The 21,584-nt window shown below is 43.7% G+C and carries 19 protein-coding genes; 7 read left to right on the top strand and 12 right to left on the bottom strand.

Features of this window, described 5'->3' with window-relative positions; all coding sequences use genetic code 11:
* Positions 1 to 549 precede the first annotated feature (549 nt).
* On the bottom strand, positions 550 to 2,082 hold the full coding sequence (locus AB6E08_RS15215; protein ID WP_017097047.1) for a DUF3612 domain-containing protein: 1,533 nt from the start codon (positions 2,080 to 2,082) through the stop codon (positions 550 to 552).
* A 170-nt stretch (positions 2,083 to 2,252) separates the two neighbouring features.
* On the opposite strand from AB6E08_RS15215, the gene AB6E08_RS15210 reads away from it, so the two are divergent.
* A complete protein-coding gene (locus tag AB6E08_RS15210; RefSeq protein ID WP_009845698.1) occupies positions 2,253 to 2,855 on the top strand; it encodes a malate synthase in 603 nt (200 codons plus the stop codon).
* A gap of 267 nt (positions 2,856 to 3,122) precedes the next feature.
* Here AB6E08_RS15210 and AB6E08_RS15205 read toward each other — a convergent pair whose 3' ends face one another.
* From AB6E08_RS15205 to AB6E08_RS15180, 6 genes are all read right to left on the bottom strand, one after another.
* On the bottom strand, positions 3,123 to 4,139 hold the full coding sequence (locus tag AB6E08_RS15205; RefSeq protein ID WP_009845697.1) for a GGDEF domain-containing protein: 1,017 nt from the start codon (positions 4,137 to 4,139) through the stop codon (positions 3,123 to 3,125).
* Between the two features lie 400 nt (positions 4,140 to 4,539).
* Entirely contained in the window at positions 4,540 to 4,752 is a 213-nt protein-coding gene (locus tag AB6E08_RS15200) for a cold-shock protein (RefSeq protein ID WP_004730009.1), read from the bottom strand.
* 361 nt (positions 4,753 to 5,113) lie between these two features.
* Positions 5,114 to 6,391, bottom strand: coding sequence for a cytosine deaminase (locus AB6E08_RS15195; RefSeq protein WP_102249382.1), 1,278 nt, complete (start codon positions 6,389 to 6,391; stop codon positions 5,114 to 5,116).
* A gap of 9 nt (positions 6,392 to 6,400) precedes the next feature.
* Positions 6,401 to 7,639 (bottom strand): cytosine permease, encoded by a 1,239-nt coding sequence (codB, locus tag AB6E08_RS15190; RefSeq protein ID WP_032499239.1) that lies wholly within the window; start codon positions 7,637 to 7,639, stop codon positions 6,401 to 6,403.
* Positions 7,640 to 8,308: 669 nt separating this feature from the next.
* On the bottom strand, positions 8,309 to 9,532 hold the full coding sequence (locus AB6E08_RS15185) for an HlyD family secretion protein (RefSeq protein ID WP_372064355.1): 1,224 nt from the start codon (positions 9,530 to 9,532) through the stop codon (positions 8,309 to 8,311).
* The gene (locus tag AB6E08_RS15180) at positions 9,526 to 9,876 is read right to left on the bottom strand and encodes a hypothetical protein (RefSeq protein WP_012600300.1); all 351 of its coding nucleotides are present in this window, start codon (positions 9,874 to 9,876) and stop codon (positions 9,526 to 9,528) included. Before AB6E08_RS15180 ends, AB6E08_RS15185 begins: the two co-directional genes overlap by 7 nt.
* Positions 9,877 to 10,010: 134 nt before the next feature.
* Here AB6E08_RS15180 and AB6E08_RS15175 point away from each other — a divergent pair, with 134 nt between their 5' ends.
* Positions 10,011 to 11,018 carry an AraC family transcriptional regulator gene (locus AB6E08_RS15175; RefSeq protein WP_017097042.1) on the top strand — a complete coding sequence of 336 codons (1,008 nt, stop codon included), beginning with the start codon at positions 10,011 to 10,013 and terminating at the stop codon, positions 11,016 to 11,018.
* A 6-nt stretch (positions 11,019 to 11,024) separates the two neighbouring features.
* Here the strand turns inward: AB6E08_RS15175 and AB6E08_RS15170 are convergent, their stop codons facing one another.
* Positions 11,025 to 11,927, bottom strand: coding sequence for an urea transporter (locus AB6E08_RS15170; protein WP_372064358.1), 903 nt, complete (start codon positions 11,925 to 11,927; stop codon positions 11,025 to 11,027).
* An 83-nt stretch (positions 11,928 to 12,010) separates the two neighbouring features.
* Entirely contained in the window at positions 12,011 to 12,670 is a 660-nt protein-coding gene (locus AB6E08_RS15165) for a pyridoxamine 5'-phosphate oxidase family protein (RefSeq protein WP_372064360.1), read from the bottom strand.
* 90 nt (positions 12,671 to 12,760) lie between these two features.
* On the opposite strand from AB6E08_RS15165, the gene AB6E08_RS15160 reads away from it, so the two are divergent.
* The gene (locus AB6E08_RS15160; protein ID WP_017100956.1) at positions 12,761 to 14,218 is read left to right on the top strand and encodes a PLP-dependent aminotransferase family protein; all 1,458 of its coding nucleotides are present in this window, start codon (positions 12,761 to 12,763) and stop codon (positions 14,216 to 14,218) included.
* A 46-nt stretch (positions 14,219 to 14,264) separates the two neighbouring features.
* Here AB6E08_RS15160 and yjeH read toward each other — a convergent pair whose 3' ends face one another.
* Positions 14,265 to 15,530 (bottom strand): L-methionine/branched-chain amino acid transporter, encoded by a 1,266-nt coding sequence (gene yjeH, locus AB6E08_RS15155; protein ID WP_017100955.1) that lies wholly within the window; start codon positions 15,528 to 15,530, stop codon positions 14,265 to 14,267.
* Between the two features lie 243 nt (positions 15,531 to 15,773).
* Here yjeH and AB6E08_RS15150 point away from each other — a divergent pair, with 243 nt between their 5' ends.
* From AB6E08_RS15150 to AB6E08_RS15140, 3 genes are all read left to right on the top strand, one after another.
* The gene (locus AB6E08_RS15150; RefSeq protein ID WP_017097037.1) at positions 15,774 to 16,235 is read left to right on the top strand and encodes an Lrp/AsnC family transcriptional regulator; all 462 of its coding nucleotides are present in this window, start codon (positions 15,774 to 15,776) and stop codon (positions 16,233 to 16,235) included.
* A gap of 93 nt (positions 16,236 to 16,328) precedes the next feature.
* Positions 16,329 to 17,276, top strand: coding sequence for a LysR family transcriptional regulator (locus tag AB6E08_RS15145; protein ID WP_017100954.1), 948 nt, complete (start codon positions 16,329 to 16,331; stop codon positions 17,274 to 17,276).
* Between the two features lie 100 nt (positions 17,277 to 17,376).
* Positions 17,377 to 17,991: a LysE family translocator gene (locus tag AB6E08_RS15140; protein ID WP_029222887.1), complete on the top strand. Its 615-nt coding sequence runs from the start codon at positions 17,377 to 17,379 to the stop codon at positions 17,989 to 17,991.
* A 109-nt stretch (positions 17,992 to 18,100) separates the two neighbouring features.
* On the opposite strand, the gene AB6E08_RS15135 is transcribed toward AB6E08_RS15140, so the two are convergent.
* Positions 18,101 to 19,264: a carboxylesterase gene (locus AB6E08_RS15135; RefSeq protein ID WP_017100952.1), complete on the bottom strand. Its 1,164-nt coding sequence runs from the start codon at positions 19,262 to 19,264 to the stop codon at positions 18,101 to 18,103.
* Between the two features lie 53 nt (positions 19,265 to 19,317).
* Complete coding sequence (locus AB6E08_RS15130) at positions 19,318 to 19,548, bottom strand: hypothetical protein (RefSeq protein WP_029222888.1); 231 nt, start codon at positions 19,546 to 19,548, stop codon at positions 19,318 to 19,320.
* Positions 19,549 to 19,824: 276 nt separating this feature from the next.
* On the opposite strand from AB6E08_RS15130, the gene hcp reads away from it, so the two are divergent.
* A complete protein-coding gene (gene hcp, locus AB6E08_RS15125; protein ID WP_012600311.1) occupies positions 19,825 to 21,486 on the top strand; it encodes a hydroxylamine reductase in 1,662 nt (553 codons plus the stop codon).
* Positions 21,487 to 21,584 lie beyond the last annotated feature (98 nt).

Here is a 21,584-nt window from a genome sequence, read left to right as displayed (position 1 = left end):
TGCCTTGTATAAATACCCAGCAACTCGCTGCAAAAATCAGCTCGAAAGGTCAACACGCCCGAATCAAACAAGAAGAGGTTTCTTCAGAGTTGAAGCTATCGAATTTATTGAAAAGTAGGTATTTATAGGAAGAGAAATTAATCTTTAATGATCTATTAATAACAACATAATCACTAGCGATTTGTTGGGTTTTGCAATTTGCAATTTCAGTTTGCAAAACAAACAAGCATTTATGGCGAATACGTGTTCAGATGCGTAGTAAATACGTATGTTTAAAGTTGGCACGTATAGTGCATTAGTAATAGTGACCCTTCTTAAGCCGAGGGTCACCTAGCCAACTGACGTTGTTAGTGAACCCATATTGTTCACACAAAATATATGACCAATCACCCTTTTGTGATTGGTTTTTTTTTGCCTGAATTTTGAGTTCTACTTGTTGGTATTACTTTTTATTAATTGTTATTACTACACTTATTATTAAGTGCAGTTAGCTAAAGCAAAACAAGCAGAGCACGACAATTTACTAATCATGCTCATACCATTCTTGCGCTAACACTCACCACACTTTGAGTAACAGCTTGGTTGGCGCGGGCATTCTCCACCTCGGGAGCAGATAAGCCTAGCCTCTGTCTCAATCCCACGTTCAATCCAATTTATATTTAGAATCTTGGCTATTGTCGTGAGATCTTTCTTGATGTTACGCGGGATTACCACAGAGCCACCATTGTTAACGCATGATGCTTTAAGTTGCTCTGCAATGTCTCTTGAATTACCGCCTTGTGCATCAATTGCAGGGTTAAGGTCTATGCCAGCACACAATACGCGATTGTTACCTGCAGGATCCGTCATATTGATGGATTCACAACAGTAGATTCTTGGTTCATCACCCACATTTAAAATAGATATTTGAGCCGAACTCCCTGCGCGAGGTTCTGACAATCGACGAAACACAGCCCAATGTTGACATGGGTCGGCAACAGTTCTCATATTTCCCCAAGGCAGTGGAATCCCGTTCCCGCGGTACACCGCCTTGAGTTTCCCTGGCCCATAAGCATCAAAGTAGTGCCAGTGAGGGTAGGGCGATACTACCGTCATTCGACGCATAGCAACAGAGGGGGAAACCCCCGCTCTTTTGTGAACGTCGATTTCGTAACCAGTGCGGTCAAGCAACTGTCTAAATGGAACTTTCGGGCAAAGAAGTGCGCCAGCAAAGAAGCTAGATTCAAAGTCTCGCCATGCTTGAAGAATATCTTGAGAATTAAGTTGCGAAGAGCCTGAAACCTGGTTGTCGTCCCATGTGTTGTTGTTGCCGACCGACAACACACTCTTTAAGCCTTCTTTGCTATGCAGAATACAATGGCCAATATAGACCGATAAATCGTATTTCAGACGAGTGGGGTACTCTTTCAGGATTTCATTTAAGAAGATTGTGCTAGGAGGTTCAAAGAACGAAGTGACTAGCTGTTTGGCATTAATTCCGAGTTCATCAACAACGTCTTTCGGTGTGCGTGTTACCCAACGGATGTTAATTCCTAGGCTTCTAGCGATGTCTATAAGGTCTTCTACGCTGAGGTTAAGACGTTTCAAGCCAACTTCTTCCGCTGCGCGCTCAAGGTCAGGGAAGTGGTTCTGATTGCTTTCTTGGTGTGCTCGAATTAAGAGGTGTGCAAACTGGCGGCCTGAGATCCCCGTTTGAGATAGCATCTCTGGAATTGCAATTTGCAGGATGTCGTTGGAGAAAAGAAAGCTAGGCTCGAGTGCCATGCCACTTATCCCACCACGATTCCCTTTATCAGGAGCAATGGCTTGTTGTTCAGATTCGTCGTCAAGGAACCAGGTTGGGTTCTTCTGAAAGACCTGCGCGATTACTTCTAGCATATCGATGCTTGGGACGCGCTTTCCACGTTCAATCATGGAAAGGTAAGAAACGGAAGGTGCGTATTCTGGGTTGATTCTAATACAACGCGCAGACAGATCTTCCATCGTTAAATGGTTACGTTTTCTTAGGTTACGTATTTTCGTACCTAGGAAATGAGACTGACGAACTAAACTTTTTGACAAGGCCATATTTGTAAAATTCACATTGTAAAATTTTTGTTGTGAAATTGTAGGCAAAAAAGCGCTAGTCTACAAACTAAGCAATTCACAAAATGACAAATAAGTTAAACGTTAGTTTGGAATAATTGCTCTAGGACACATTTTTGCTATAAAAATCGGTGAATGTTCACCGGGTTGGTCAAGAGGGAAAGACTATGAATATGCTTACATTCGATAAAACAGAAATCCAAAAACAAACAAAACCATTTATCGCTGAAGCTGTCTTTGCCGTGGAGACTATCAGTGCCAAACAGCAAACTGAGAAGCAACTCAAAGCGAAGCAACTGCTAGACAGATTGTTCCCATTAGAGAACGGCTCACATCAAGATGTAACGAGCTACGTAGTTGATTACCGCCATATCATGGCTTATTTCAAAGATGGCCAACACAGCGGTCTAAAGCATCCTAAGCAGTTTGTAGCTTACATGGGTGAGAAGTGTGACCCAGACTCAATCTTGTTCCGAGATAGCAGTGGAAGCCATTTAGAAGTGATGTTTGGTTGTCATAAAGGGACGGGGTGCATTGAATTGGTCGATATCGATGATATTCAGTTAGAGTCGTGCACCACGTTTGGCCAGTCGCCAATGGAAGCGGTACAAACGAATACTGAGCGTCAAGGAATCACTACAGCAATACGTCACTGGATCAGCCTAGTTCAAGGTGATGAGAAGGGTAAACCAAAAGCATGCAGCGAAGACAAAGAGTTCCGAGCTAAGAGCGGTGAGGATTACTGTCTTAACTATTGCTACGCCCTTTAATGTCACAGCTACATCTTTGGTATTTATGAAAGATGTAGAACCAGTGTAGTGTTAAATACTCTGAATGTATTTAGCATTAAACACTGACGACTATGCATAAACGACAAAGCCCCAACCATTAACCTACTGGTTATTGATTGGGGCTTTTTGCTTTCGATGTTAATTACGAGTCTATTTTTGAGCCTGAGCCTGAGCCTGAGCCTGAGCCTGAGCCTTGAGCCTAGTTAGTACGTCGTTTAACTGTAAATTTGTTTAGATGATTGCAGACTACAGCGGCATCACTCTATTTCGACCAAGTGACTTCGCTTCGTAAAGTAGCTTATCAGCGCGTTCGATCAGTGATTGTGCCGATTCACCGGGTTCAAGCTCAGCAACACCAAACGATGCGGTGATGCTACCTACCTGTTGCCCGCTACGACGATCTTTAATCGATAGCTTTTCTAGAGAGCGGCGGTTGGTGTCAGCAAGCTGGCGTGCAATGCGTAATGATTTGTTTGGCACGATTATCGCGAACTCTTCACCACCAAATCGGTAAGCAGAAATACCTTCACGGCACATTTGTTTTAATTTGCGCGCAATGCCTTTAAGAACCATGTCACCAAATAGGTGGCCATAAGTGTCGTTGAAGTTTTTAAAATGATCGATATCGAGAAGAATCAAACACAGAGGTTGTTTCGCTTCACACAGGGTTTCTATATCACGGTCGAAAGAGCGACGGTTATAGAGTGTCGTTGTGCTGTCAAAGAGTGCATCTTTCTGCACTTCTACCAGCTGAGATTTTAGCTTAGTGATTTCTGATGTTGCAGAATTCAACTGAGAATTTAAAAATTGAGTAGAGTGACGAATATGACGAGATTCAGAAACTAACTGACGAACTAAAGACATGACTTCATCGATCGATAAACTTTCATTGTCAACGCGGGCCAAATCCTCGAAGCTTTTATCAATCATCTCAGAAAAAGCAGAGGTATCGGTCAGTGTGTCATTCATCGAATTCGAAACTTCCGAGACCAACAACTCTAAATTAGCGCGGAGGTCATTGATATTCGTTTCAGACTTGCTAGCAACATAATTATTGTAAAGCTGCTCACCAACGGCTGGAGGACAAATGCCATAGTATTCCAAGATACCATCCATGTCTTTAGTCAGCTGTGGGATAGCATTGTCAACATAGGTGTACCAAAGTGCGTAATTTGCAGGTGTAGTAGACACCCGGTTCTTCATCATAAGAGGCACCGCTTTTTTTAGATTTGCGGTGGATTTTTGAAATTCGTCTTTTTTCATGATTTTTACTGCAGATACCAAACTAACTAAGCCACTGCGACCAAGATTAGCGGATTTTACCGATCTTTGCTTTAAAAATTATATAATTAATGGATGAGGATTGGGTAAACAACTCATTTTCATTATGGAAATCGATTGCATATTTATATCGAATAATAAATAGGGTGTTATTTGACCAAAGAGGAGTGGTCCGGTTGGGTGGGGGCGGCTGTTGGTGATGGGGGCTGTAATACCAATCGCGGTCAATAATGGGTTAGCCAAGCTTGTTCAAACACTCTGCCGAAAAATGGGTAATACGGGTGAGTGTGGAAGAGGTAGTAACTCAGTGGAAGTTTATTTCAGGCATAAAAAAGCGCCGATAAAAATCAGCGCTTTAAAATTCTTTTTAGCTAAAAGCTAATTATTGAGCAACAACGTTTGCTGCTTGTAGGCCTTTTTGACCGTTTTCAACTTCGAAAGAAACCTTTTGGCCTTCTTTCAGAGTTTTGAAACCTTCAGAAGCGATAGCACGGAAGTGTACGAATACGTCAGCGCCGCCGTTGTCTTGAGAAATGAAACCGAAACCTTTCTCTTCGTTAAACCATTTTACAGTGCCAGTATTTGTGTTAGACATAATTTGTCCCTTATTCATAAATTTTCTAAATTGTTGATTGCATTACTGCAATGCGCTGATAATTGAATTATTTAATATTGCTAAGAAATAAGGAAAAACTACTTACAAAAACGGGTAACGATTTTACATGTCATTTTTTACTATTCATCTAACTTAAATAACTCCGGCTAACAGAGCGAGTGCATGTTAACACAGTCTTTCGGGTTGTACACTCATTGATTGATAAATCAGCGAGTTTTTTTGTCATGTTGCGCTCGTTAACAAAAACTACCTACAACAGCTGATAGGTTTATAAAGTTACACACCATGACAAAGTAAAAAGGAAGCCTAAGCCTCCTTTTCTTCGTTAGTATAGACGATATTATCGTTTGAAGTTGATATCTTCAGTCTTATCTAAATTAATTTTAGTCTTAGCTGGTTGAGTCTCTGCGATTATTTTTCCGTGGCGAATCGAGTACTGCACCGGAACTTGGCGACGTACCGCATCAAAACCGTTATCTGCAGGAAGAATTAGTAAGCTTCCTGGCTTACCTTCTTCAATGCCGTAGTTGTCTTGGATATGCAGTGTGCGTGCTGAGTTCTTGCTGATCAAATCAAGTGAGGTGTTGATTTGGTCGTAGCCCATCACTTGCGTTACGTGCAGTCCCATGTGCAGAACTTGAAGCATATTCGCTGTACCTAGTGGGTACCATGGGTCAAACACATCATCGTGGCCGAAACACACATTGATATTTGCTGCTAGCATTTCTTTAACACGCGTTACGCCACGACGTTTCGGGTAGTCGTCGAAGCGACCCTGTAAGTGAATATTCACTAACGGGTTAGCCACGAAGTTAATACCAGACATCTTCAATAGACGGAACAAGCGAGATGCGTAAGCACCGTTATAAGACCCCATTGCTGTGGTATGGCTTGCCGTTACCTTCTCACCCATTTCGAATTTGTGCGCAAGGGCTGCCAGCGTTTCAACAAAGCGAGATTGTTCATCGTCAATCTCATCACAGTGAACGTCGATCAGGCAGTCGTACTTGCGTGCAAGCTCGAACACGTAATGCAGAGATTCAACGCCGTATTCACGAGTGAATTCAAAGTGAGGGATAGCACCGATAACGTCAGCACCGATCTTCACGGCTTCTTCAAGCAACTCTTTGCCGTTAGGGTATGAAAGAATGCCTTCTTGAGGGAATGCAACGATTTGGATGTCGACCCACTCTTTCATCTCTTCGCGGACTTCAACCATCGCTCTTAACGCCACTAACGTTGGGTCTGACACATCAACGTGTGTACGCACGTGTTGAACCCCGTTCGCTATCTGCCATTTCAGTGTTTGCTTGGCACGAGACTTTACGTCTTCGATTGATAACAATTCTTTACGCTCAGCCCAACGCTCAATACCTTCAAACAAAGTACCAGAGATGTTCCAGTTAGGTTCTCCAGCCGTTTGCGTAGTATCTAGGTGGATGTGCGGTTCACAGAAAGGAGAAACTGCAATGCCACCTTCAGCATCAAGGATGTCACCTTGATGAGTGATTTGAGCGTCATTATCGAGAATGCGAGAAAATTGACCATTTTCAATCAGAATTTGTTTCAAGCCCTCTTGGTCTTGAAGTTTCGCGTTCTTGATTAATAAGGTTGTCATAGTGTGTCCTTAAGCGGCCTGAGATTTCAGAGCTTTTTTGTTCAATAGAGGATTTAGCACGAGGTAACTGATTGCACCACCAAACACGGCATTCAAAGGAACGATGCCAGGTAGGAAGTGACCAGCGGCTACGCCTGTTGCTACCGCGATAATGCCAGCCCAGTTAACGGTTTGGAACTCTGCATTTGCAAAATCTTTGTAACGTTTACGGTTCGCGAAGAAGTCGGCGATGATTACGCCACCAATGGGTGGAATCGCTAGCGAAAGGAAGGTTAACCAACCAACGAAGTTGTTGTATAACCAAAGCGCGAAAATCGTACCGATAATGCCGTTAATGATAGACATTGTAGTACTTGAGCGACCTGTGATGTTAGATAAACCCAGACCTGACGCATAAAGTGCATTTTCATTGGTTGTCCAGATATTCAAGCCAAGCACGATGATGGCTGGAAGCAGTAGACCTTGCGCGATCATCACATCTGAAATATCAGCCTGACCGGTTGCTGCTGCGCCTGCTGCGCCGAAGATAAACATCAGCGAGTTACCGATGAAGAACGCGACCATTGTAATTAACACGGCGCTTGCTGGCTTTTTACCGAAGCGAACGAAATCGGCAGTCAACGTACCTGCACTTACAAACGAACCTACAACCATTGCTAGTGCCATTGAGAAGTCCATTGGCGTCTCTGGCTTAATCAGCTGCAGTTGCTCTAGTCCACCAACACTGTCTACGGCTGTTAGTACTGAGTAACCACCCAAAATTGCAATCGCGGGCACCGCAATTGCTGAAAGCACCATTAGCGCTTTAATACCGAAGTACACCGTACCTGTCATCAAAAGGCCTGACACAATAATCAAGGTGTTGGTATCAATGCCTGTGGCTTTCTGTACCGGAATTGCGAACATGGCAACGCCTACACCAAACCAGCCGACTTGTGTACCACCAAGTAGAGCAGAAGGAAGCCATGAGCCTTTAGTACCAAAAGAGAAACGAGCAAGGAGATGAGTAGAGAGGCCAGTAGATGAGCCGATGTAGCCAAGAAAAGAAGTGTAAATACCAAGAATTAGGTTACCGATGAGAACGGCGAGGAAGAAATCGTTGAAAGAAAGACCTGTCCCGAGTGAACCACCTGTCCACATACTTGCAGAGAAGAAAGTGAGTCCAAGCATTACCATGGTGAGTGAAGCAACTCCTTTCCTAGCCGATGTTGGAACCGGCCCAAGACTGTAGTTATTATCCGCAGCCATTTTTACCTCCGCAATTGTTCAAAATTAAAATTAACGGTCGCCGTATTGCAGGCAAACGTGCGCATTATCGTGATATAAATAACATAGTCAATGCTAGTTTTGTCAATAAGCCATCTATTAAGGCGGTTATGTTAAAAATAGACATTTAAAACATAAGGTTACTTTTCATATTTATTCTTAAAAAATAATTAGAAAACGTTTTCTATGGCGTAGGTGATGAGCCAGAATTGAACTTCACTATGAATGCTAGCGATTATGACTATGAATGGGTGTCTGTATATTGGATGGGCGATGTTTCTTAAATTGCAGGCAAAAAAATGGCCAATCGCAATACTCGCAATTGGCCTATATATATCGTGAACAAGAAAGGTTCACTAACAACGTCAGTTGGCTAGGTGACCCTCGGCTTAAGAAGGGTCAATATATACATTGCAGTTAGTGTGCCAACTTTTAAAGTAACGTGAAATGGTGGTTTTATAGCAATTTGGTGCGTATTTAAACGGTTCGTTCGCATTTTGGAAGTTTGTAGTTGCGTTTTGCAATTGCATTTTGCGATTTGTGGTGCTTATCACTAAGGAATAAACGATAAAAGTGAATACTGAATACTGCTTAGTTTTTTGATTTTTGCTGCTCTGTCTGCAACTAACGGTAAAATAGATAAAACAAGTATTAGATCGAGTAGAAGAAGTATAACTGGGACTTCATTCTAATGATGATCCCACGTATTACGTCTAGGAACGCCATAAAGCTGATAGGCTTCTCACCGCTTACCCAAGCTAACCCTACAGAGCCGACTGGAATATCGTAACCTTCCGCCTCGTCAATTTTTAAGCGGACAAAGTGGTGTTTATTCTGAAGGTTTCTACCTGTGGTGACACGAACTTGTTCATCAATACCTAATAGGCTAGCTTGTGCTTCACCCGTCGCTTCAACAATGCCTTCTACGGTTGCGGAGAATATCTTGCCTGGGTATACCGCCGTTGCAAACTCAGCAGGTTGGCCCACTTTTACGTTACGAATAGCTTGGTGATTCACTCGCATTAACACGTATTTTTCTTCAGTGTACATTTGGATACGAGGCATCATTGATACTCGCTGTCCTTCACGAAGAATGAAATTAGTTACAAAGCCGTCAGTCGGCGCAGTTACTTTGGTACTGTTCAAATCCCATTGAGCTTGAGCCAATGTTGCTTTTGTCGAATCTACCTCAGTTTGTTTCTTACTGACGTTGGTTTCTGCCTTGTGGATGTTTAACTTCGCGTTCTCAGCATCAACTTCTTTCTTACTCAGTTGAGATTCCAACGTGGTGACGTTATACGTTGCCAAGTCTACCTTTGCCGTTTGTTGGTCGATGTCAGTCTCAGTAATCGTATGTTCTACCACTTTGTTTTGCTTTTGGTAGCGGTCAAGTGTTTTAGATTGCAGAACAAGATCTGTTTTTGCTGATTCTATCTGAGCGACAGAGGCTTTGATATCTTCAAGCGCTGACTGATAGCTTACTTTAGCGATGCTCACTTCTTGGCGAGCGGTATCTAAAGCAACGTTCGCCGATTCAAGTTGCACGCTAGCCTTATCTCTCGCAATAACATATTTGGTGTCATCAATTTCGTAAATGAGCTGACCTTCAATCACGTCTTGGTTCGGTCTAATGTGAACCTTGGTTGTTTTGCCTGACACATTGGTTGAATCTGGACGCAGCTGAATGTGTGGTGATTGAACGACTGAACCTCCAGAGAGATCCATCGGCGTGTAGTTAATGAGTCCAACCCAAACAAACAATAACCATGATGTACCACCTAGATAAGAAAATGCTTTGGTGCCCTTATTCCATGGCATACCAATAAGCCTAAGTAGATAGATGAACAGTGCCCACAGAGCTAAGCCTTCTAACATGTTTGGCTCTCCCCATCTTGATCATTCTTAACTTGTTGTTCTGTTGGTTCCGCAGGTGCTTTCCATGTGTCTCTCAGGTTTATGATGGCTTTTTCCATATCAACAAACGCTAAAATGACGGCAAGTACCCATACCCAGTGCCATATGAAGCCAATCCAAGTTAAAGCTGTGATTAAACCGAGCTGGTGATGCTCTTTACTGTGGGCTTTATTGATTGGTAATTCATGAACACGCCAAAAGCCGTAACATGCAGCTGCGATTGTTGCGACCAACACAACGCCAGCTACTACGTGTAATGCGGTGTCTGCGCCTGTTCCAACAAATGGGACACTTAGTAAACTCATTGATCAACCCTAAGTAAAATTTGAACGCCGAGTGTGATGGAAGTTGGATTTACAGGTTGTAAATTTACTAATTACTTCGATAATGGCAATTATATGATTTGATCTATGATCTCCTTTCTAAGGGTTAGCGACTAATGAACAATTGTAACTTCTTAAGAGCGTTAGGGATTTTGGGTATTTATCAACACGCTGTCACAAACCCTGTGGTTAATACGGAGCGTTTAGGTATTCCGAAGTCTGTGTTTACTAACTCAATGAATCTTATTCCGGTCAATGAAGTCGATAAATGGTATGGGTTTCTTGAACAGCAAACTAATGATCCAGATATTATTCTGAAACTGTCTGACCGAGTGGATATTGAAAAATTAGGCCCGTTAACCAACTGGTTTTTTTCTGGACATGATCTTGCTTCTACGATCCGCCGAGTGAACATCGGCCTGCACTGTTTACAGTCTGGTGCGTTCTTATACGGTGCACAGGTAGGGACAATGATTAAATGGTGCTACGACAATCCTGCTTACTCAGAAACGGGTAAAGTGCATGACTCAATAAGAGTCGCGGTTTTCATTATGAAGATTTTACGTCGATATTTGGGTGATGACTTTAAACCCGTCGCGGTTTCAATAGCCGGTCGTCGAGAGAATGTTGACCTCTACCATGAATATTTCGGCTGTACGATTCAATGGGGACAGCCTCGCACAGAGGTTTGGATCCCGAGTGAATCGAGGTTATCCATCAATCAATCACTATCGAACAGTAAAGCAAATCTGGCGATGAACTTTCATGACTTGGATAACTATCTAAACATGCCAGATGCTGGTGATGAACATAAGGTCACCTATGAGATGATCAACTACAGTCGCCACTTTGGTTTACCAACCCTTCACAAGGTTTCCAGTTTATTAGGGCTCTCTGAGCAGCAGTTTCAACGCCGTTTGCATAAATCGGGCATCAATTTTTCTACCATTATGGGGTATGCGTTAAGCAACGTGGCGGTAGAGCTACTGATGTATTCAGTGCCAGTGGAAGAGGTCTCGAAGAGGTTAGGTTATACCAACGTCGCGAGCTTTAATCGGATGTTTAAGAAACATCGAGGTTTGACGCCTAAGCAGTATATTGAGCGTTTTGATAGTCAATACTGATCATCATTAGTCTTCATCTAGCTTTTTAAAATGAGTGGATAGGTAAACGATTATCCAAGTGCTAAGGACAAAAGGCGCGGTAAGTGGTAGCAGTGACAGTTCATGAAAACCAAGTGTGATGAGACAGCTCAACAGCATGCCTAATAGGATTAACGGCCAAGGAATTCGCGGATAGAGCACAAGTGCTAGAGTGGCAAGAGTGGCGTTGTACCCGTAAAGACCTTGCTCAATTAGCGCGCCAGAAGCGCCAATCATGTGGCTAAAAACAGTGCTGATTAACACTGTGAGTACTACCCATAGCGCATGCTTGATATTGTTGAGTGCGATGGCAACCAAGATGACTAGACCCGATAGTGCATTATCGATAAAGCTGACTTGGCTGATCCCTTTCAATAACGGGAGCACCGCTGTTGGTAAGCTGAACCACGAGCCTACCTCAAGACTGATGATGGGTATCAATGCGGAGTTGGATGGCGAAAATGCCGATAGATCCAAGGCTGATTGGATAGCATAAATCAGCCAACTGGTGAGGATAAAGGCACTAGTGTAACCGCGATATTTCTTAAAACTGAATACGATGCGGGCAATAGGTACTGTGAGTAATGCGCCTAACATTGTCACTACAACCAAAAATGGGGTGACACCAAAAAAGTTACCGATAAATAAACCAACTAAAGCGCCATTTAGCGCATACATGCCATTCTCACTATCATGAGACGGTTTATTGGTCAGTAAGGCAAATCCGTAGCTGCAACTGGCGCCAAACAAGGTAAGAAAAGCCAGCGCAAGTGACTCAATAGAAATGGCAAACAATAGCAGAAGCGACGTCATAACAGACGGTGTGAAATAGACTTGCCCAATGCCATTGAGCAAGCCTTGAAATGGTAGAATATCCTTATTCGTTCTCATTGTCTGACTACATTCTTTTGCTATGTTGAATCTTTTGTAGCTCAGATTGTATGCAATTTTATTAAGTTGACCATCTTTGCGTATCAATTCTGATACCAGCGCTCACCATAGGCTTGTTGGTAATCTGGTGTTTCAATGATGCCTTCTTGCTCTGGAACGGTTTCTAATGGTCCAACGACCGTTCGATAAGGTAATACGCCAGCCCATACCGGGATATCCATATCAGCTTTATCATCATTCACACCATGTTTACCAATCTTCACGGATGCTTCCGTCAAAGGGATCGCTAATAACTCGGTCGCGGTGAGTTCTTTTTCATTACTGAGCCTGACTTCATCGGTTCTACCCGGCGCGATTTGCTCAATAAAGATGTTCAACAAGCGATCTTTTTCTTGGTTGTCATCGATGACTGAAAATGACCCCAACACCACTGCAGAACGATAATGCGCACTGTGGTGAAATGCCGAACGAGCTAACACCCAACCATCGAACAAAGTGAACGTTAAACAGGTTGGCTCTCCTTTTTTTAAGCCTTTCAACAAGCGGCTGTTTTTAGCACCATGGATGTAGACCATATCATCCACTCGCCACGCGAGCATTGGAATAACCATTGGTCCATGTTTGCCTTGCAATGCAATGTGTGCGATTAAGCTCTCATCTATGATTTGATGAAGTTTCTCTTGTTCAAATACGGCTTTGTGAGCCCCTTTTTTAATCGTGGTTCTTTTCGTGCTAGATAACATAATCGCTCCTTAATCATTGCCTTTTGATTAATGTAGCGATTAACTGGTCTATTAAATAGAGCCACTTTTAAACACTATTTGGATCCAGTTATGCAGCCTATTGATGTCGGTGACCTACAGTTAGACGAGCAACATGACACGCGTCAAACCGCCTTGTTTCATGCGATCAGAGAAAAGATTGTTCAAGATTTATGGAGTAAGGGCAGTAAGTTACCCTCAACGCGTAAGTTGGCCGTAGAACTGTCGGTAAGTCGAAATACGGTGATTTATGCGTACGAACAACTGGTCACCGAAGGCTATATCGAGAGTAAGCAAGGCTCAGGGTTTTATGTCTCGGTTGAACAACCAGAGCACTTTCTAAGTTTGTCTCAGCCAAACAGTGTTCAGGATCCGAAGGTTAAACAAACAGTCAGTAAACCGGCTGCAAACATAGCGACACCTAACGACATTAACCGCAGCTTTGCCCCCGGAGTTCCTGACTTAGATGCGTTCCCTTTTGCGAAATGGCAGAGGCTGCTGCAACGTCACTCTACACGTCAGAACATTGCGGGCAATCAAGAGGTTCAGGGAAGCTTGGCCTTGAGGGAAGCATTGAGCGGGTATCTTGCGAGTAGTCGCTCGGTTCACTGCAGTACCGATAGAATCATCATCACCGCAGGTGCGCAGCAAGCCATCTCAATTGGTTTGATGGCGACGTTAGCTATGGGAGACAAAATCCTTGTGGAAGAGCCCGGCTATCGACAAGTGCATAAAATCATCGATCTGTTGAGGCTAGAGCTAGACGGTGTGAGTGTGCGTGAAAAGGTTGGGTTAGATATTGAAAAAGTGCTGTCCAGTAACGCCAAGGCTCTGTATGTCACGCCGAGTAACCAATACCCAATGGGCACGACCTTGAATACCGAGCAACGACTTAAACTGATCGATTGGGCCAATCAACATCAGTCATGGATCATTGAGGATGATTACGACAGTGAGTTTCAGTTTGCTCATCGCCCTTATACCAGCATGCAAGGGTTAGCGGGAAAGTTAGGGTTCGATGATCGCATCATCTATGTCGGATCGCTGAGTAAGGTGATGTTCAATGGCTTGCGACTAGGTTATTTGGTGGTGCCAGAAAGTCTGGTGGCGAAGTGTCTTGAGATTAAAGATGCGCTCACTGGAGACACGGCCTCACATACACAAGAAGCGCTGGCGGACTTTGTACGTGAAGGCGATTTATTGCGCCATATTAGAAAGATGCGTCGTTCATACAAACTCAAGCATGAAGCGATGATAGAAGCAATTAAAAGTGAGTTTCATGGCGATCTTGAAGTGATCAGTCAGGCTGCTGGGCTACATGTGACAGTGAAGTGGTATCAAGGGATATCTGAACATGAGTGGAGCCGTAGAGCAGAGTTTGAAAATATCATCATTCGTCCTTTTGACTTTTATGAATATGGATCAAGTGATGCTCGTGATTGGAGTGGTGCAGTGCTGGGGTTTGGTAATATCCGACTGGCTGACATGAAGCCGAAGATCAAACAGATCGCTCGGCTTTTTTATCAGTAATATTGGTAGGGCTTGTTTACAATTTTCTGATTCATCACTAATCGAGTTACAACTTGTCGATAGAGACGGTGGGTTTACCCAACCATTTGCGCCAAGGGAGTGACAATGTCACAAAAACAGTCACTGCATAGAGCATCGACCAACTTAGGCAGATAAACACCAAGGTACAGATGACCAGTGAAATCATGGCTGTGTATCTCGATGCGCCAGTCAGTAATTGGCAGGCCGCTAACATCGCAAGCAGATAAACTAGAACAAAAATACCATTGGCGAGTTTAAGAAAGAATTCGAGATCCAAATTAGACAGCTCGCCGATTACACACGAGATAAGCGCAATAAAGCCAATTGCTAAGGTTGGATAAAGTGGTACGCCACGGCTGTTGAGCTGCGCCATTTTACTGGTCGGAGTGTGTTGGCGAGCTTGAGCCCAAATCATGCGAGACAAGCTTTGGGTGTAAAGGTTTAGGCTAGCAAAACAAGCAAAGAAGCCAAGTACACTGATAACGGCTTTAAAGCCATTGCCAAACAATTGCTCTGTCACCCATGGGATAGAGGCAGCATCAAATTCTGGTGAACCATAAGCGCCTAACTTGATAATAACCACTGAACAAGCCCAGTACACCAAGCCTGCGACGAAACACCCGGCAATGATGGCGATGGGGAAGTCACGTTGTGGATTCTTAAATTCCTCTCCCATGTGAGCAAAGGCTTCGATTCCTACAAAGCACCAAAACATAACCGCCAGTGCTGCACCAATAGACCACATTGAATCGGATGTCATAGTCGGAACTGCGATGTCAGCTGCTGTGATGTCGGCTTTCCAGACAAAAGCGCTGACTAAAGCAAAAATCGACAAGGCAATCACGGTTTGCAAGCGGCCTGAAGACTTACTGCCCATCAAATTGACGGCAATAAGCAGAGCGATGGTAAAGGATTGAGCACCTAATGGTGTGTCGAGTGGTGCTGGTAACAGTTGTTGAGCAAAGCCTCCTGCCAATGCAATCGCCGCTGGAATACCGACAGGAATAACACTCACAAACAACCAAGCTACACTGGTTTCTAATCGCTCGCTGAATGCTTGGCGCACAAAATAGGCCGTGCCTCCTGCATTGGGGTAGCGTTTCCCTAATGCAGCGAAGGTTAGTGCAATCGGGCAAATAGCGATAAACAGGATTAACCATGCTAGTAGCGATAACTGCCCTGCAATGCCTGCCGCGATAGCTGGGATCATAAACAATCCTGTGCCAAGCAAGGTCGTAGAAAGTTGTCCAATTCCTGAAATAAGCGTGATTTCTTGTTTGAGTTGCGTCATTCGCTGTCCTTGCTATTGGCTTTGATATCGGTTTTATGGGGCAGTCTTGTGAGGCTGAGATTGAAAGCATACATTGTCGACATCAATAATACAGCTAGCGAAACGTCTTAAGACACCGTCAATTTAACGGTATTAATTTGATTAAGCGTGAAAGTGTCGGCTGTCATAATGGCTGTTATAAGTAAGAAAGTTGTGTCAAATTAGGCGGTATAAATAGAACAATAAATGGAAAGAATCAGAAGCATGGATAAATTTGATCGCCAAATTTTAGATATTCTAAAAACTAACGCTCGATGCTCAGTGAGCGATATCGCCAGAGATGTCAGCCTGTCTCGCTCTGCAGTGAACGCCAGAATCAAGAAGCTGGAAAACGATAAGATCATTACAGGATATTGTGCACAGGTGACCGAGCCTGATTTACCGAAGAACGTTGGCGCTTATATCTCTTTGAAGTTTGACATGTCGAGCAGTAACCATAATTGTGAGTCTTACGCTAAAAATATCTACGCCATTAACGGTGTGCAGTGGTGTCACTCTATCAGCGGTGAGACCGACATGATGCTTTATGTTGAAGTTGAAAGCATGGAGCGTTTGAACCAAATTCGCGACCAGCTGCAAGGCTATCCTGAACTTCGACATCTTATGACTCATACTGTCTTAACTGAATTCTTCAACAAGCAAACTTCGTCTTTTAATATGTCTTGAGTTAATACCGCTTACCTTCACCGTGTCGTCATTTGTCCGTACTTACTCAACTTATTGTTACTCACTCTATTTTTATTCGCTCTAAGGTTGCTGATGTTAGGTAATATCAATTTAAATTTACTGCGGTCGCTGCATGTGCTTCTTGAAGAGTGCCATGTCAGTCGAACAGCTCAGCGTCTGCACATCACGCAGTCGGCTGTGAGCCGTCAACTGGCTCAGCTTAGAGATCTATGTGGTGATCCTCTTCTGGTTCGCGATGGGAACAAACTGGTTCCAACCAACCGTGCTTTGTTGCTTAAAGGCAAGCTCGATGACTTGCTGGGCGAGTTTGACCACCTCTTAGATGACAAGCCATTTGATCCACAAGATTGGCAAGGTGAATTGGTGTTGGCTTCGAGTGATTATGTTGCTCAGTATATCTTGCCCATTATTGTGTCCGAGGTGTCGAAGGACGCGCCCCATATCAACTTGGCTTATCGTCTATGGCAGCCTAACTTCCTTGAAACGCTCAATGAATCAGGTATTCACTTGGCGTCGAGTATGTTCCCCAAAAAGCCGGATCATGTCTCAAGTATCAAGCTCGGAGAGGATAAATCCGTGTGTTTGATGAGAGCCTCTCATCCGTTGGCTAAGCAATCAGCCATAAGCTCGGAAGACATCGTGAGTTACTCACATATCAAAGTCACGGGTGGGGGAGACAAAGACAGTTATTCGGATATTGCGTTAAAGAAACAGGGACATAAACGCAGAATCGCGTTGCAGGTACCGTTCTTTTCATCGGCGGGAAACGTGTTAATGCAAGACGACTACTTGATGATTGTGCCGGAGCATATTGCTTATAACTTGGGTCGTCATCTCGATGTCGCTTACTTTTCTCTGCCGTTTGAGACAGAAATGCATACCTATTGGCTGATGTGGCATCCTAAGTATGACAACGACTCTGCCCATAAATGGGCTCGAGAGAAAGCGTTTAAAGCCATTCAAAAGTCGAGTTACAATATAAGTATGATTTCTAATCATACCAGTGATGATAATCTTTGATTTCAAATAATACCTACTGCGGCTTATTGTAAGCGCTAAGTATTGAGTATTAATTGTAGAGTGTTCAGCTAGAGCGCTTTGTTTTACTAGGAATGGAATGATGACAGTAACAATTTGGTTTTCTTTGTTAGCGATTTGCTTGTTGGGTGCAATGTCTCCGGGCCCAAGCTTGGCGATGATCGCTAAGCATAGTTTGGCTGGTGGCCGTATGAACGGACTTATCGCAGCTTGGTCACACGCTGCGGGCATAGGTATTTACGCGTTCGCAACCATTGTCGGTTTAGCGGTGTTACTTGAGCAATCACCAATGTTGTTCAAAGGGATCAGTTTAGCGGGTGCTGTGTATCTGCTCTATCTCGGTGTAAACGCGTTGCGCTCAAAAGGTGGAGTTGCTGCGAAATTGGAAGCGGGTGAACAGATGAGCTACATGCAGTCTGCTCGCGAGGCTTTCTTGATCTCTATCTTGAGCCCTAAGATCGCTCTGTTCTTTATCGCTCTATTTAGCCAATTTGTGGCGTTAGGTAATGAACTGAGCAATCAAGTGATTATTGTCTCAACGCCGCTGATTGTTGATGGCCTTTGGTATACCTTTATCACTTTGGTGCTCTCTAGCCCGTTGATCGTAGAGCGCATTCGAGCAAAAGCGCAGTTGATCGATCGATTATCAGGCGTGGTGTTGATTCTGCTCGCTGTGCGCGTGGTGTGGACGATATAGCGGTAGTCCATATATTGGTAAGAAACGATATCCATTAAAAAGGCTCACTAGACGTTATCTAGTGAGCCTTTTTGACTTCTATGGATTGGTTTCGAAAGACTTGAGCTTGTTAGCCTTCTGAATTCAGCACCGCATCGAGCTTTTCCATGGAATCTGAAAAGTACGGGTTGTAGGTCAAACGCGCATGGTTTTTACCTTCTTCACGATATCCCCACGCTGAGTACCACACTTCACTTGTCGCGTTGCACTGTGCTTCAAAACCTTCCTCTTGACCATTGGAGCAGATCTTCTCGCTACCATTGATCCCGTAGTAAGGATTGCTTGGCGAGAACAGTAAACCCATATGAGAGCCGTTCGAAATACGTTGCTCTGGGATCTTCATGCTGTATTGAACAGCGCGAGGATCGTCAAGTGTGGTTTCCCCTTGCCAAATCAACACGTTATTTGGGTTTGGCATGGATTCCGTAAATGCCTGCTGAACGAAGTGGGTATCAATGACACTGTCGCCTTCACTCATCATAATAAACACGGGCTTATCAAAGTGTTTGTCTTGAAGGCCCTCACGAACCACTTCTGAGGTTTGGTAGTAAACCGAAGCACCATTCATTGGCAGTGAGTTATAGCGAAGTACATTGTCTTCAGGATCTTGATCCGCCCAAGTGACAAAATAGCTTGCTAGCTCCGCATATTGAACTGCAGAAGAGCTCGGTTGAAACGCAGGAGAGAACAACAGTAACCCAGAGATCTTAGGATCGTTCATCGCCTGTGAAGTCACAAGGTTCGCACCTGTTGAATAACCGCCAAGCCACACAGAATCATACTCTTGCTCCAATAGCTTCGTATGATGAGCTACAACACCTTGCCAATCTTCTAAGCTTGGTTGCATTAAGTCACCGACACGACTGCCGTGGCCCGGTAGCAATACCGTTCTCACTAGGTAGCCTTGTTCTGCTAAGTGCGTTGCGATGTCTTTAAATGAGTACGGAGAATCACCTAAACCATGTACCAATAAAACTGCCTTACCGTTAGGTGCCGCAGGTTTGTATTCGGTGGGTGAATTGAGTCGAATCTCTAGCTTCTTGTCTTTGGTCATGAATACACGGTTTTTCAATAACCAATCTTGAGTTTCATTGACGTAGGCATCAAAGCTGTCTTGCTGATATTCAGGCAAGTTTGGAGATGTTTCGTAAGCAGGTATCGTTGTCTCGTTGGAACAACCAACGAGACTTAAAGTCGTTAAGGCGAGTAGCGTTAGAATGGTATTTCTATGCATTTTTTGATGTTGTCTCTGTTGTTCTTTTACTATGTCTGAAACTGAAGTTTAGATTACTTTCTGCTTGAAAGGTCTTCGTATTCACCTTCAATAACACCGGCATCACTGGTAGATGATTGACGTGTGTTCATGTGAGCTCCGAAACCCTGTTTTTTCATTTGATTCTGAATGCGCTTGCCAGTGATTAAAGCTGCAATAGCTAAAGGAATAGCAAGAATCAAGCTCGTGAATAACGCCAATAGGCCAGTAAACAACGCAACAATCGTAACTAATATATTTTTCATATTCATTCCTCTTTTCTCTATGTTGTTACTATATCGCTTCCATTCTGAACGAAACATGAACACCGTTAATAAATATCAGAGAGTCACTATGACACAGGTGTGTGTGGATTGAGAGTTTATATGTAGTCATAATCACGCACTAAAATTATGGAATAAAAGTAAGTTCCATAAAATCAATAACTTAAAAGTTGGCACGCTTGATGCTCTATAGGGGTTGGAATAAGTCACTGTAAGCAAAGTACTTACAGCTAATAAAAAATTACTGGAGCCCCTTATATGTTCTGTATTCAATGTGAACAAACAATTCAAACCCCAACCGTAAAAGGCTGTTCTTTCGCACAAGGCATGTGTGGAAAAACCTCGGAAGTATCCGACCTTCAAGACGTGTTGGTGCATTCTCTTCAAGGCGTTTCTTTTTGGGCAAGCTTAGGTCGCGCTTGCGATGTTATTGATACAGAAGTTGATGAGTGGGCGCCAAAAGCGTTCTTCGCAACACTGACTAACGTTAACTTCGACCCTGCTCGTATTATCGAATTCGCACAACAGTCTCATGAATTCAAGCAGCGTTTAGAGCAAAAAGTTCGTGCAGCAGCAACATTGATTGGTTTTGAAATTCCAGAGCTTTCTGCAGCAGCACAGTTCGATCTTCCAACAGATTCTTCAGAGCTATTGGCACTTGCGCCTCAAGCTGCTGTAAACCGTGGTCACGATTCTCAACACGAAGATGTGATTGGTCTTCGTCTTCTTTGCCTATACGGCTTAAAAGGTGCGGCAGCCTACATGGAGCACGCTCGTGTTCTTGGTCAAACTGATGACGCTATTTTTGCTGAATACCATGAAATCATGGCGTTCCTAGGTACAGATCCATCCGATCTAAAACAGTTACTTGATACATCAATGCAGATTGGCTTGATGAACTACAAAGTAATGGAAATGCTAGACAAAGGCGAGACAGATACCTTTGGTCACCCTCAACCAACAACCGTGAACGTGAAAACTAAGAAAGGTCACTGTATTCTTGTTTCTGGTCACGACTTACATGATCTAGAAAAGATTCTTCAACAAACTGAAGGCAAGGGCATCAACGTTTACACTAACGGTGAGATGCTACCAGCACACGGTTACCCAGAGCTAAACAAGTACCCACACCTTGCGGGTAACTACGGCAGCGCTTGGCAGAACCAGCAAAAAGAATTCGCTAACTTCCCTGGCGCAATTGTAATGACGTCTAACTGCCTGCTTAACCCTGATGTAGGTTCTTACGCAGACCGTCTATTTACACGCAGCATCGTGGGCTGGCCGGGTGTTGATCACCTTGAAGGCGACGATTTCAGCGCAGTAATTGATTGTGCACTAGCGCAAGAAGGTTTCAAACACGACGAGATCGAGCAAATGATCACTGTCGGTTTTGGTCGTAACGCACTGATGGAAGCGGCACCTGCGGTTGTTGAGCAAGTAAAAGAAGGCAACATTAAACACTTCTTCCTAGTCGGTGGTTGTGACGGTGACAAATCTGAACGTAGCTACTACACAGACTTCACAGCTCAAGCGCCAGAAGATTCAGTAATCCTGACATTGGCATGTGGTAAATTCCGTTTCAACAAAAACCAATTCGGCGACATTAACGGTATCCCACGTCTGTTAGATGTTGGCCAATGTAACGATGCTTACTCTGCGATTCAGCTTGCTATCGCACTGTCTCAAGAGTTTGATTGTGGTATCAACGAACTTCCGTTAACGCTGGTTCTATCTTGGTTCGAGCAAAAAGCGATCGTTATCTTGCTTACTCTGTTCGCTCTAGGTGTGAAAGGTATCTACACAGGCCCTACAGCACCTGCGTTCCTAACTGAAAACCTACTTAAGATTATGCAAGACGAGTTCGATATGCGTTCTATTTCAACGCCAGAACAAGATCTTAAAACAATCTTAGCGGCTTAATTTAAGCCAACCTGAAGCCTCGTTGTTGTGACGTTTTTAATAAAACAAACAGCTCCGGGGCTTTTTAGATTTAAATCTTTAGTCATTTAATCATCAGT

It is taken from the genome of Vibrio sp. 10N.247.310.24, from assembly GCF_041467175.1.
GTDB lineage: Bacteria > Pseudomonadota > Gammaproteobacteria > Enterobacterales > Vibrionaceae > Vibrio > Vibrio tasmaniensis_A.
This window is presented reverse-complemented; position numbering and strand designations above follow the sequence as displayed.